This is a genomic window from Flavobacterium sp. CR10 (genome assembly GCF_055814415.1).
Window position 1 is genome coordinate 206,301 of the sequence record NZ_CP185985.1, and the last position, 12,082, is coordinate 218,382.

Genomic DNA, 12,082 nt, shown 5'->3' on the forward strand with positions numbered 1-12,082 from the left:
TGATTCTGCAAAATTGATACAATTTATATCAGATTTTAGAATCAATCCCAAAATAGAAATCAGTAAATTAGCCTGAGCAAAAAACTTAAAAACAACTGCAATAAATATATTAAGGAATATGTTAGCGAAAGAATCATTGCAATTTTTAGACGATTTAAAAAAGAACAATAACAGAGAATGGTTTCAGGAAAATAAAAAGCGATATGAAGTTTTTAAGAAAGACTACCATCAGTTGGTGAGTGATTTTCTGGATGTAATGAAACCTCTTGATCCGTCGTTGGAACTTCTTGAAATAAAAGACTGCACTTTTAGGATCAATCGCGACATACGATTTTCTAAAGACAAATCTCCTTACAAATCTCATTTGGGCGTTTGGATGTCAGCTGGAGCAAAAGGCGCAAATCGTTCGGGCTATTACGTTCATATTGAAAAAGGAGGAAGTTTTATTGCTGGCGGGTTTTATTCTCCTGATGCAGAAGAGCTAAAGAAAGTCCGTAAAGAAATCGCTTTTTTCTATGATGATTTACAGGAAATCTTAAATGATAAAAACTTTAAAAAGGAATTTGGAAGTTTGGACGTAAACGAAAACAATTCATTAAAAAGCATGCCTCGCGGTTACGAAAAAGACCATCCTGCTATTGAATTTTTAAAATTAAAAAGTTTTACAGCAAGCCAAACCTACGATATTTCTGAAGTTACAAAAAAGGATTTTGTAAAAAAAATGAGCCAAAAACTTATTGCCCTAAAACCACTCAACGAATTTATAAATCGCGCTTTAGATACTGAAGAATTTTAGCTTTATTTGCCACAGATTTCACAGATTCTCACAGATTAATTCTTCGCAATTGTAAAATCCTTTTAATCTTTTTAATCTGTGGCAAAAAAACAAATAATTGAATGAATAGGAAAATACTTTTTCTTGGAGAATCTTATCGCGCTGATGCCATCACTTGGATGAAAGGCCTTAAAAAATTTGGCGATTTTGAAATCATCACTTGGGAGCTTCAAACATCAAACAATCGCAGATCTAAACGTATTTTAGAATATTTCTTCGCTCCAATTTCTATTCGAAAAATAATTAAAAAAGAAAAGCCAGACATGGTAATTGCAGAAAGAACTACCAGTTATGGTTTTCTTGCAGCAATCTCTGGCTCTAAAGCCATTGCAATCGCACAACAAGGCCGAAGTGATTTATGGCCGGAAGAATCTAAATTATATCCTTTTAAAAAATTCATTCAGAAATACGCTTTCAAAAAAGCACATTTAATTCATGCATGGGGTCCTGTAATGGCAATTCACATGAAAGCAACTGGAGTTGACATGAACAAAGTTTTGGTTCTCCCAAAAGGAATAGATTTATCGCTTTTTACTCCATTAACTAACAATTCGAATAAAATTGAAGCGATTGTAACACGTTCGCTGCAACCAGAATATCGTCATGATTGCATTTTAAAAGCTTTCGGAATTTTAAATCAAAAAGGAATTGATTTTTCTTTGACCATTGTTGGCAACGGAAACAGATTGCAATTTTTAAAAGATTTAGCAAAAGAACTCCAAATAGAAAACAAAGTGATTTTTACAGGAAGAATTCCGAATACAGAACTTCCAAAATTACTCCAGCAATCCAATGTTTACATCAGCATGCCTACTACTGAAGGCGTTTCTGCCTCTTTATTTGAAGCAATGGCATGCAATTGTTATCCCATTGTTTCTGATATTCCTGGAAATCAAAGCTGGATTACGCATCGTGAAAACGGAAAATTGATTGAAGTTGACAATATCGAAATGCTAGCCAATGAATTAATTTGGTCTTTTGAAAGTGCCGAATTACGAAATGAAACGATTATTCGAAACAGAAAATTTGTAGAAGAAAATGCGAATTATGATATTAATATGAAGATTATTTCAAAGAAATATCATGAGTTGTTGAATTCTAGAAATACTTAACCGCAAAGTTCGCAAGGGTTTACGCTATGAACGCGAAGCTTAGCGAACTTTGCGCAAACTTTGCGTCTTTGCGGTTAAACCAAAACTTATAATCCTTACTTTTGAACTCAGATTAAAAAGCCTTTTATTTATGGAAATCCAATCCAATTTTTCTTTAAAAAAACACAATACTTTCGGCATTGAAGCCAGTGCAAAACAATTTGTTGCAGTACATTCTGTTGACGAATTAAAAACCATTTTAAAAGAAAACCAAAACGAGAAAAAATTCATTTTAGGAGGCGGAAGCAATATGCTTTTAACCAAAGACATTGATGCATTGGTTATTCATATTGATTTAAAAGGAAAAAAAATAATTAAGGAAGACGACGATTTTGTCTGGGTTGAAAGTCAGGCGGGAGAAACTTGGCACGATTTCGTTCTTTGGACGATCGATAACAATTTTGGCGGATTAGAAAACATGTCTCTTATTCCTGGAAATGTTGGTACAACTCCAGTTCAAAATATCGGTGCTTATGGAACCGAAATTAAAGACACTTTTGTTTCTTGCGAAGCGATGAATATTGCTACCCAAGAAATGAAGACTTTCCACAATGCTGAATGTAATTTTGGCTACCGCGAAAGTATTTTCAAAAATGAGGTAAAAGACCAATTTATTATTACTTCGGTTATTTTTAAACTGACTAAACGCAATCATAAAATCAATACTTCTTACGGAGATATTTTGGCAGAATTGGCCAAAAACAATATTACTGAACCTACTTTAAAAGATGTAAGTAATGCTGTAATTGCCATAAGACAAAGTAAATTGCCAGATCCGAAAGAACTAGGAAATAGCGGCAGTTTCTTTAAAAATCCGATTTTATTGAAATCTGATTTTGAGAAAATCCACCAAAAATTCCCAGAAATGAAATTCTACGAAGTTTCAGAAACTGAAGTAAAAGTTCCAGCGGGATGGCTGATTGAACAAGCTGGTTTTAAAGGAAAACGTTTTGGAGATGCGGGAGTTCACAAAAATCAAGCTTTGGTTTTGGTAAATTACGGAAACGCAACAGGACAAGAAATTTTAGCTGTTTCAAAAGAAGTGCAAAAAACCGTTTTTGAAAAATTCGGCATTCAGATTGAAGCGGAAGTGAATGTGATTTAAAGCACAAATTTCACTAATTGTCACGAATTTAACCCATTGTCAGACTGAGCGGAGTCGAAGTCTTTGCTATAAAACATTTCGACTCCGCTCAATGTGACAAATTGTATAAACAACAAGATCATGTACACACCAGATTTATACAAAAACGAAAATCAGGAAGAAATAAAAGCTTTTTTGAAAGAGAATAGTTTTGGAATTCTGATTAATCAAACTAACGGAAAGTTATGTGCAACGCATATTCCGATAGAATTGGAATTGAATGCTGATGGAAAAGAGATTCTTCAAGGTCACATTTCAAAACTAAATCCGCAAGCTGAAGGTTTTAGAGAAAATGACCAAGTTTTGGCTGTATTTACTGGACCTCATAGTTACATTTCTTCTTCTTGGTACGATCACGAAAATGTTCCGACTTGGAATTATATAGCCGTACATGTTTATGGAAGAATCAAGATTGTAGATTACGAAACTTCGGTAGGCCAGTTGAAAAAGCTGGTAGATAAATATGAAGTGAATTCTAAAAATCCTGTTCGTGTTGAAAATTTATCTGAAAAAACCATGCGCGAAGCAAAAGGAATCTTTGGTTTTGAAATCGAAATTGAAGAAATTCAAGCTACAAAAAAAATCTCTCAAAATCGTGACGATCACAATTATAAAAACATAATTTCGGAATTAGAAAAAACCGAAAACCCTCAGTCTATTGCTGTTGCAAAAGAAATGTCAAAATGCCGAAAGTAAATCGGTTTTGGTTATTGAATTTAGCGAATTGATAAGTACATTTGCAGTCGCAGAACGTGAAATTAATAGAACCTAATAAATCAGATGCTTATATACATATTTTACTTTTTTATTGCTATTGTCGTAGTTCAATTATTTTATTATTTAGGAGTTTTTGGCAAATTTGCTTTTGCCAAACCACAGCATGTGAAACCTAAAAATCTTCCGGTTTCTGTAATTGTGTGCGCTAAAAACGAAGAAGAGAATGTAAAAAAATACGTTCCGCTTTTGGCACAGCAAGATTATCCAGATTTTGAAATTGTCTTAATCGACGACGCATCTAGCGATGAAACTCTTGAAGTTTTTGAAGAATTTGAAAAAGAATTCTCTAATATCCGTCTAGTAAAAGTTGAAAACAACGAAGCTTTTTGGGGAAATAAAAAATACGCTTTAACGCTGGGAATAAAAGCAGCAAGGAAAGAGTATTTACTTTTTACAGATGCAGACTGTTTCCCAAACTCTAAAGATTGGATTACTTCTATGACTTCTCAGTTTACCATGAATAAAACAATAGTTTTAGGTTACGGAGGTTATGAAAAAGTAGAGCGTTCATTTTTAAACAAAATTATCCGTTTTGAAACAGTTTTAACTGCAATTCAATATTTTTCGTGGGCAAAAATGGGACTTCCTTATATGGGAGTTGGAAGAAATCTTGCCTACAAAAAAGAAGAGTTTTTTAATGTAAATGGCTTTATTGATCATATTCAGATTCGTTCTGGCGATGACGATTTATTCATTAATCAGGCAGCAAATAAAGCGAATACGACTATTTCTTATGCACCTGAAAGTTTTACGTATTCAGAACCTAAGAAAACCTATAAAGAATGGTTCACTCAGAAAAGAAGACATATTTCTACCGCAGAACATTACAAGTTTTTTGATAAAATGCAGTTAGGATTATTCTTTCTCTCACAATTATTCTTCTTTATTTTAGTTATTATACTGTTAGCATTTCAATTCCAATGGATCGCCGTATTAGCAATTTTAGCTACACGCTATACTATTGTGTGGACAGTAGTTGGATGTTCAGCAGGAAAATTAAAAGAAAAAGATATTAAAATTTGGTTTCCGGTTGTTGAGATAGCGCTTATATTAACGCAAATTAATATCTTTATAACTAATATCTTTTCAAAACCAGTATATTGGAAATAAATTCTAAAATAGAAAAAGCAAAAAAAGGCGATCAAATCGCCTTTACTTTTTTATTAGATCATTATTGGAATGAGGTGTATTCGTTTATGCTCAAACGTACCGAAAATGAAACCACCGCAGAAGATATTACGATAGAAACTTTCTCTAAAGCTTTTGATAAAATTGCTTCTTACAATCCAGAATTTCAGTTTAATACCTGGCTTATTGCAATTGCAAAAAACGTCTATATTGATTTGTTGCGAAAAAAGAAAACCAATCTTTTTATAGAAATCACAGACAACGAAGACCAACAGGCATACAATATTGCCGACCCTACTCCATCTGCAGAAGACGCATTAATTAAAGAACAGAATCTTTCCCGTCTGCTCTTATGCATCAAAGAACTCAAACCGCACTACCAAGAAGTAATTCAGCTTCGTTATTTTCAGGAAATGTCTTATCAGGAAATTGCCACTAAGATTGACGAACCATTAAGCAGTGTTAAGGTAAAACTTTTACGCGCTAAAAAATTATTGGCTGAAATTATCGAACGTAATAGATAATTTATTATCTTTAATCAAAGAATAAATTATTCTCATATTTATTCTTAAAATAAAAACATTTCTACAATATTAAAACTACAACTTTTAGTTGCTAGCTCAAACCTAAACCTTTTCTGCGTATGATTTAAAGTTACTTAACCTTAAAACCCAAAAATTATGTCTAAATTAAGCATTTATGAAAACAAGTGGACCGATCTTGTTTTCGAGAACAAAAACAAGGAATACGGCGCGTACCAATTACGCCAAGAAAATTCTAAAAATTCTGTTACAGCTCTCTTTATGGGTTTATTGTTATTAACGGCTTTAGGGAGTGCATCTGCACTTATTAGCAAATTTAATTCCTCAGTAGTTCCAGTCGAGCCAGAACCAATGATTTACGACCCGATAACGCCCGTAAACATTGATCCTACTGTTGTGCCACCACCACCAGCACCACCTGCACCGGTTGTAGAACAAACTGCAACAAGCCAAACAGAGGCAGTTCAATTAACCAATCCTGTTGTTACAAGAACTCAAGACGCTGTACAGGAAATCGCACCTAATACAGAAAACGCACCAGTTGTTGAAAACGCTACCGGAACAGGAACTTCGGTAAATGTATTACCTACAACGGGAGGCGGAGGAGGTAATGGTGACGCCACTTCGGTTGCGCCACCAAGCAATGAACCTGTTTCTACAGCTATATTGGATAAACTTCCTGAATTTCCAGGCGGAATTGCTCAGTTCTACAAGTATGTTGGAAACAATTTCCGCAGACCAGAACTTGACGTAGAAAAAACATTAAGAGTGTATGTTTCTTTTGTGGTTGAAAAAGATGGATCACTTACAGACATTATTGTAAAGAATGATCCTGGTTACGGAATGGGCAAAGAAGCCATTAGAGTTTTAAAATCATTAAAAACAAAATGGGCGCCAGGAATTCTAGACGGAAAACCAGTTAGAACAGCATACAATCTTCCTATCACAATAAAAACAGAAGTCGAATAATATAAATATTTTGAAAAGTGAGAAAAGCAGAACTTCGGTTCTGCTTTTTTGTTACATTTAATTCCTAAAATCAAAACTAAAAATAAACTTAATGCCGTTCACTTTTTCGCATCCTGCAATAATTCTTCCTTTAAGACATCTGCCAAAATCATGGTTTTCTTTAACAGCTTTAGCAATTGGAAGTTTAACTCCAGATTTTGAATATTTCCTTCGCATGAAAGTTAAAAGCAACTATAGCCATACTTTAAGTGGCATTTTTTGGTTCGATTTACCTCTTGCTCTTTTATTGACTTTTCTCTTTCACAATCTTACTAGAAATCTATTATTTCAAAATCTTCCTTCATTTATCAGAAGTCGAATTTTGATTTTTACAGATTTTAACTGGAATGTTTATTTTAAAAGAAATTGGCTTATCATAATAATGTCTTTGCTTATCGGAATATTTTCTCATATTTTATGGGATGCCTTTACCCATAAACACGGTTATTTTGTGAATCAAATTGAAACTTTGAAAAGCACGACAGCAATCTTTGGAACAGTAATCCCATTCTGGAAAATAGCTCAGCATTTAAGCACTTTGATTGGCAGCATTATTCTATTGATAACTTTCTTTAGATTGCCAATAACAAGCAATTCCACAAATTCGATTACTAAATTATATTGGAGTTCTGTGATTTTATTTACAACAGCAATTTTATTTATTCGATTTGTACTAAATCCAAAAGTGCTAAATATTGGAAATTTGGTTGTTACTTTTATAGCCTCTTTTATGATTGCAATAACTATAATTCCACTAATAATTAAATCAAAACCAACTCAAAAAAATTAACAAAATCTACTACTTTTACTGCTTCAAAACGGAATTCATTTTAACTAATTAAAACAAATAATGGGAATATTTTCAGCTATTCTTGGTAACGCGGGTTCAGTAAGCCAAGAAGATTTAATTAAGAAATACGGTCAGCTTTTAACAGCAAATGAAGAAATCGAAATGGGTTTCAAACTTATTCGCGACACTTTCATTTTCACCAACAAAAGGCTAATCTTAGTAGATGTGCAAGGAATTACAGGAAGCAAAACAGAATACAAATCTATTGGCTACAAAAGCATCACAAGATTCAGTGTAGAAACTGCAGGAACTTTTGATCTTGATGCCGAATTAAAAATCTGGATTTCTAGCGAACAGCACCCAAGTATTGTAAAACAATTCAATAAATCAGTTAATGTTTATGAAGTGCAAAAAGTATTGGCACATCACGTTTTAGGATAAAAAAAATAAACCCGGCAAGTAGAAATTTGCCGGGTTTTATAATTCAAGTAACAACTCTTATTTCTTTTTTGCAGTAGTTGTTTTCTTCGTAGTTGTAGTTGTTTTTTTAGTCGTTGTTGCAGGAGCTGTATTTACAATTTTCTGTTGCACATACGGTTTATACAAACCATCTTTCTCTGCTCTTTTCTTAGCATCATCAGCTCTTTTCTGAGAATCTGGATGCGAGCTCATCATTTGATCAATAAATGAAGCTTGAGCACCTTCACTCATTTTTGCTAAAATTCTAAACGCAGATTCTTCAGCATTTACATTGTAACCATTTTTCTTCATGAAGTTGTAAGCAAACAAATCAGCTTCTGATTCTTGTTTACGACTATATTTACTATCAATGATCGCGCTTCCAATTTTTCCAAGCTGGCTGTCTGTAACTGTTGCCACAGTTGCCGATTGAGAAGCTGCTCCATCCATTAATGCTTCTTTTTGGTAAGCTGCACGAATCGCATCTCTTGAATCATTATTTGCTACGTGTCCGATCTCATGCCCAATTACAGCAATCAATTCATTATCATCCATAATATCCATTAATCCTGAATAAACACGAACGCTTCCGTCTGCAGTTGCAAAAGCATTAACTTCTTTTAATTTGTATACTTTATAGTTTAAAGTGAATCCGTCTCCTGCTGCATGTTTTCCAAAAACACGATTTAATCGTATAGCATAACCATCTGTCGGTCCAGCAATTTCATGCTCTGCATCTAATTTATCTACCGCTTCTTTAGATAATTTTGCCGCATCCGCATTACTAAAAGTAAAACCAGTAACTCCTTTCTGAACCGCACCAATTGCCTTATCTCCAAAATTAATCTGTGCAGTCATTTTAGTTAAACCAAATGCTGTAAATAAAAGTCCTACGATTATAAATTTCTTTTTCATATTTTTTATAATTACAATTTAACAACAAATGTAGCATAACAAAATGCTATTTTAAATTCACACAAAACTTGTTTTTCAACAAATAAAGATATAACATTTTTACGAGCTGATAATCAACTTACAACCGATTTTGATCTATATTAAAAAAAGAAAAAACCGGCAAAATTTTTAGATTTACCGGTTTTGTATCATGTATCGCTTATTTCTTTTTTGCTGTACTTGTTTTCTTTGTTGTTGTACTTGTTTTCTTCGTTGCAATTACAGGAGCTGTATTTACAATTTTTTGCTGTTCGTAAGCATGATACAAGCCGTCTTTTGTTGCTCTTTTTTTGGCCGTATCAGCTCTTTTTCCAGAATCTGGATGCGAACTCATCATCTTCGTCATAAAAGAAGCCTCTGCTCCTTCGCTTAAATTTTGAAGAATTCTAAAAGCCGACTCTACAGCATTCACATCGTAACCATTTCTTTTCATGAAATCATAAGAGAAATTATCTGCCTCAGATTCCTGTTTTCTACTATGTTTACTATCAATCATAGCGCTTCCTATTTGCCCTAATTGAGATTGAGTAAGAGTTTCTACTTTTCCTGACTGAGAAGAAGCAACATCTAATAAAGCTTCTTTTTTATAAGCCGCTTTTATCGCGTCTCTTGTATCATGATTCACAACATGCCCGATTTCATGACCAATAACAGCAAGCAATTGGTTATCATCCATAATATCCATTAAACCTGCAAATACGCGTACACTTCCGTCAGCACATGCAAAAGCATTAATATCTTTTACTAAATACACTTTATAATTTAAAGTAACTCCTTCGCTAGTGGTATGTTTTCCAAATAAGCGATCTAAACGAATTGAATATCCATTTTTTGGATCTGCAACTGGATTGTTTGCATCCAATTCTGCAATAGATTGTTTAGCTAAAGCCGCAGCGTCTGCATCACTAAAGGTAAATCCTGAAACACCCTTGCCTAAAGCCCCCATAGTTTTATCTGAAAGTATTTGCGCATTTGCTTTGGTAAGGCTTAAAATTGCAAATAAAGCTCCTAATACAATAATTCTCTTTTTCATGGTTTTAAAACTGTTAAATTAACAGCAAAATTAGTATTGCATGAATTTTGCAAGTTCCCAAGAAGCCAAATTTGTAACAGATTAAGACCGAACTTTTATATTTCAGAAAAGCTAAATGGAATATCAAATCATTAAATAGAGACTAAAAAAATCACTTCAAAATATATTTAAAACCAATTTATTAACATTTGATCCAACTTATCCTCAATCTCTTCGACAAATATAATATGTAAAGGAAAAGCAAATAAACGTCTCAAAATAAACTACATTCCGTATCTTTGTACTTTGAACATTGATATATGGAAACAGTCGCTGAAAATACACAAACCACAAAACCTAAGTGGTTAAAAGTAAAATTACCTATTGGACAAAAATATACTGAACTTAGAGGTTTAGTTGATAAATATAGTTTAAATACCATTTGTACTTCTGGAAGCTGCCCAAACATGGGAGAATGCTGGGGTGAAGGAACAGCGACTTTTATGATTTTAGGAAATGTCTGCACGCGTTCTTGCGGATTCTGCGGTGTAAAAACCGGTAGACCTGAAACAGTAGATTGGGACGAACCTGAAAAAGTAGCGCGTTCTATTAAAATTATGAACATTAAACATGCTGTTATTACTAGTGTTGACAGAGATGATTTGAAAGATGGAGGTTCTATCATTTGGATGGAAACCGTTAGAGCAATCCGCAGAATGAATCCTCAAACTACGCTTGAAACTTTAATCCCAGATTTTCAAGGAATTGAAAGAAATATAGATCGCATTGTAGAAGCAAATCCTGAAGTGGTTTCTCATAACATGGAAACAGTACGACGTTTGACTCGCGAAGTTCGTATTCAGGCAAAATATGACAGAAGTTTAGAAGTGCTTCGTTATCTGAAAGAAAAAGGAATCAACAGAACAAAATCTGGAATTATGCTTGGTCTTGGAGAAACTGAAGAAGAAGTCTTCCAGACGATGAGAGATTTAAAAAATGCAAATGTTGATGTGGTAACCATTGGACAGTATTTACAGCCAAGTAAAAAACATCTTCCTGTAAAAGAATTTATTACGCCTGAACAATTTGCCAGATATGAACAATTTGGTCTTGAATTAGGTTTCAGACATGTCGAAAGCGGACCTCTTGTTCGTTCTTCATACAAAGCACAAAAACATATTTTATAAATTTTTAGGTTAATCGTTTAATCGTAGAGACGTTTAACGGTTTGAAAACAATTAAACGATTAACCAATTAAACGAATAAACCAAATAATTGAAAACAAGAATTGCTATTAATGGATTTGGAAGAATTGGCAGAAACTTATTCCGATTGCTTTTAAATCACCCTGAAATTGAAGTCGTTGCTATAAATGACATTGCTGACAACAAAACCATGTCGCATTTAATTAAATATGACAGTATTCATGGAGTTTTGCCTTATGAAGTAAGTCATGACGAAAATAGCATTATTGTAGACGGAAGGCATTTTTTCTTTTTTCACGAAAAAAGTATTTCAAATATAGATTGGAAATCGCATTCGATTGATATTGTAATCGAATCGACGGGCAAGTATAAAACGCATGAAGAGTTAAATGCGCATCTTGAAGCTGGAGCAAAAAAAGTAATTCTTTCAGCTCCTTCAGAAGTAGATACTATAAAAACAGTAGTTCTTGGAGTAAACGAACATATTTTGGACGGAACCGAAAATATAGTTTCAAATGCAAGCTGTACAACAAACAATGCTGCACCAATGATTAAAATTATTGAAGAATTGTGCGGAATTGAACAAGCATACATTACAACTATACATTCTTTCACGACAGACCAAAGCCTTCACGACCAGCCACATAAGGATTTACGCCGTGCGAGAGGCGCTAGCCAGTCGATTGTTCCAACAACAACAGGTGCAGCTAAGGCATTAACAAAAATTTTTCCTAAATTGCATAATAAAATGGGTGGCTGTGGTATTAGAGTCCCAGTTCCAGACGGTTCATTAACAGACATAACCTTCAATGTAAAACGTGCTGTTAGCATTGAAGAAATAAACAAAGCATTTAAACAAGCCTCAAAAACAAATTTAAAAGGAATATTAGATTATACCGAAGATCCGATTGTCTCGGTTGATGTAATTGGCAACACACATTCTTGTTTATTTGATGCTCAGCTAACTTCGGTTATCGACAAAATGGTAAAAGTTGTAGGCTGGTATGATAATGAGATTGGCTATTCATCAAGATTGATTGATTTAATTTTACTGGTAAGAAAATAATAAGATTCATT

General features: G+C 33.6%; 13 protein-coding genes. 11 read left to right on the forward strand and 2 right to left on the reverse strand.

Annotated elements, in window-relative coordinates; genetic code table 11:
* Window positions 1-118 precede the first annotated feature (118 nt).
* The 9 genes from ACNRYB_RS00990 to ACNRYB_RS01030 all read left to right on the forward strand — a co-directional run bounded on the left by ACNRYB_RS00990 (window position 119) and on the right by ACNRYB_RS01030 (window position 7,816).
* A complete protein-coding gene (locus tag ACNRYB_RS00990) occupies window positions 119-796 on the forward strand; it encodes a DUF2461 domain-containing protein (protein ID WP_473728988.1) in 678 nt (225 codons plus the stop codon).
* Between the two features lie 101 nt (window positions 797-897).
* A complete protein-coding gene (locus tag ACNRYB_RS00995) occupies window positions 898-1,947 on the forward strand; it encodes a glycosyltransferase (protein WP_473728989.1) in 1,050 nt (349 codons plus the stop codon).
* Between the two features lie 130 nt (window positions 1,948-2,077).
* Complete coding sequence (murB, locus tag ACNRYB_RS01000; RefSeq protein ID WP_129748897.1) at window positions 2,078-3,091, forward strand: UDP-N-acetylmuramate dehydrogenase; 1,014 nt, start codon at window positions 2,078-2,080, stop codon at window positions 3,089-3,091.
* A 120-nt stretch (window positions 3,092-3,211) separates the two neighbouring features.
* A complete protein-coding gene (locus tag ACNRYB_RS01005) occupies window positions 3,212-3,826 on the forward strand; it encodes an FMN-binding negative transcriptional regulator (protein WP_129748895.1) in 615 nt (204 codons plus the stop codon).
* Window positions 3,827-3,910: 84 nt separating this feature from the next.
* Window positions 3,911-5,017: a glycosyltransferase gene (locus ACNRYB_RS01010; protein ID WP_473728990.1), complete on the forward strand. Its 1,107-nt coding sequence runs from the start codon at window positions 3,911-3,913 to the stop codon at window positions 5,015-5,017.
* Complete coding sequence (locus ACNRYB_RS01015) at window positions 5,008-5,559, forward strand: RNA polymerase sigma factor (RefSeq protein WP_091134697.1); 552 nt, start codon at window positions 5,008-5,010, stop codon at window positions 5,557-5,559. Before ACNRYB_RS01010 ends, ACNRYB_RS01015 begins: the two co-directional genes overlap by 10 nt.
* A 156-nt stretch (window positions 5,560-5,715) precedes the next feature.
* Window positions 5,716-6,546: an energy transducer TonB gene (locus ACNRYB_RS01020; RefSeq protein WP_473728991.1), complete on the forward strand. Its 831-nt coding sequence runs from the start codon at window positions 5,716-5,718 to the stop codon at window positions 6,544-6,546.
* Between the two features lie 91 nt (window positions 6,547-6,637).
* Window positions 6,638-7,375 carry a DUF4184 family protein gene (locus tag ACNRYB_RS01025; protein ID WP_473728992.1) on the forward strand — a complete coding sequence of 246 codons (738 nt, stop codon included), beginning with the start codon at window positions 6,638-6,640 and terminating at the stop codon, window positions 7,373-7,375.
* A gap of 60 nt (window positions 7,376-7,435) precedes the next feature.
* Entirely contained in the window at window positions 7,436-7,816 is a 381-nt protein-coding gene (locus ACNRYB_RS01030) for a PH domain-containing protein (RefSeq protein WP_119792913.1), read from the forward strand.
* 57 nt (window positions 7,817-7,873) lie between these two features.
* Here ACNRYB_RS01030 and ACNRYB_RS01035 read toward each other — a convergent pair whose 3' ends face one another.
* Complete coding sequence (locus tag ACNRYB_RS01035; protein ID WP_473728993.1) at window positions 7,874-8,749, reverse strand: M48 family metalloprotease; 876 nt, start codon at window positions 8,747-8,749, stop codon at window positions 7,874-7,876.
* A 199-nt stretch (window positions 8,750-8,948) separates the two neighbouring features.
* On the reverse strand, window positions 8,949-9,821 hold the full coding sequence (locus ACNRYB_RS01040) for a M48 family metalloprotease (RefSeq protein ID WP_473728994.1): 873 nt from the start codon (window positions 9,819-9,821) through the stop codon (window positions 8,949-8,951).
* Between the two features lie 299 nt (window positions 9,822-10,120).
* On the opposite strand from ACNRYB_RS01040, the gene lipA reads away from it, so the two are divergent.
* Entirely contained in the window at window positions 10,121-10,987 is an 867-nt protein-coding gene (lipA, locus tag ACNRYB_RS01045; protein ID WP_008464530.1) for a lipoyl synthase, read from the forward strand.
* 88 nt (window positions 10,988-11,075) lie between these two features.
* A complete protein-coding gene (gap, locus tag ACNRYB_RS01050) occupies window positions 11,076-12,071 on the forward strand; it encodes a type I glyceraldehyde-3-phosphate dehydrogenase (protein ID WP_129748889.1) in 996 nt (331 codons plus the stop codon).
* The last annotated feature ends 11 nt before the right edge of the window (window positions 12,072-12,082 follow it).

Excerpts from the sequence above, each read along its gene's own strand:
- ACNRYB_RS00990 (WP_473728988.1), top strand. The coding sequence starts at position 119 with ATGTTAGCGAAAGAATCATTGCAATTTTTAGACGATTTAAAAAAGAAC.
- ACNRYB_RS00995 (WP_473728989.1), top strand. The coding sequence starts at position 898 with ATGAATAGGAAAATACTTTTTCTTGGAGAATCTTATCGCGCTGATGCC.
- murB (WP_129748897.1), top strand. The coding sequence starts at position 2,078 with ATGGAAATCCAATCCAATTTTTCTTTAAAAAAACACAATACTTTCGGC.
- ACNRYB_RS01005 (WP_129748895.1), top strand. The coding sequence starts at position 3,212 with ATGTACACACCAGATTTATACAAAAACGAAAATCAGGAAGAAATAAAA.
- ACNRYB_RS01010 (WP_473728990.1), top strand. The coding sequence starts at position 3,911 with ATGCTTATATACATATTTTACTTTTTTATTGCTATTGTCGTAGTTCAA.
- ACNRYB_RS01020 (WP_473728991.1), top strand. The coding sequence starts at position 5,716 with ATGTCTAAATTAAGCATTTATGAAAACAAGTGGACCGATCTTGTTTTC.
- ACNRYB_RS01025 (WP_473728992.1), top strand. The coding sequence starts at position 6,638 with ATGCCGTTCACTTTTTCGCATCCTGCAATAATTCTTCCTTTAAGACAT.
- ACNRYB_RS01030 (WP_119792913.1), top strand. The coding sequence starts at position 7,436 with ATGGGAATATTTTCAGCTATTCTTGGTAACGCGGGTTCAGTAAGCCAA.
- ACNRYB_RS01035 (WP_473728993.1), bottom strand. The coding sequence starts at position 8,749 with ATGAAAAAGAAATTTATAATCGTAGGACTTTTATTTACAGCATTTGGT.
- ACNRYB_RS01040 (WP_473728994.1), bottom strand. The coding sequence starts at position 9,821 with ATGAAAAAGAGAATTATTGTATTAGGAGCTTTATTTGCAATTTTAAGC.
- lipA (WP_008464530.1), top strand. The coding sequence starts at position 10,121 with ATGGAAACAGTCGCTGAAAATACACAAACCACAAAACCTAAGTGGTTA.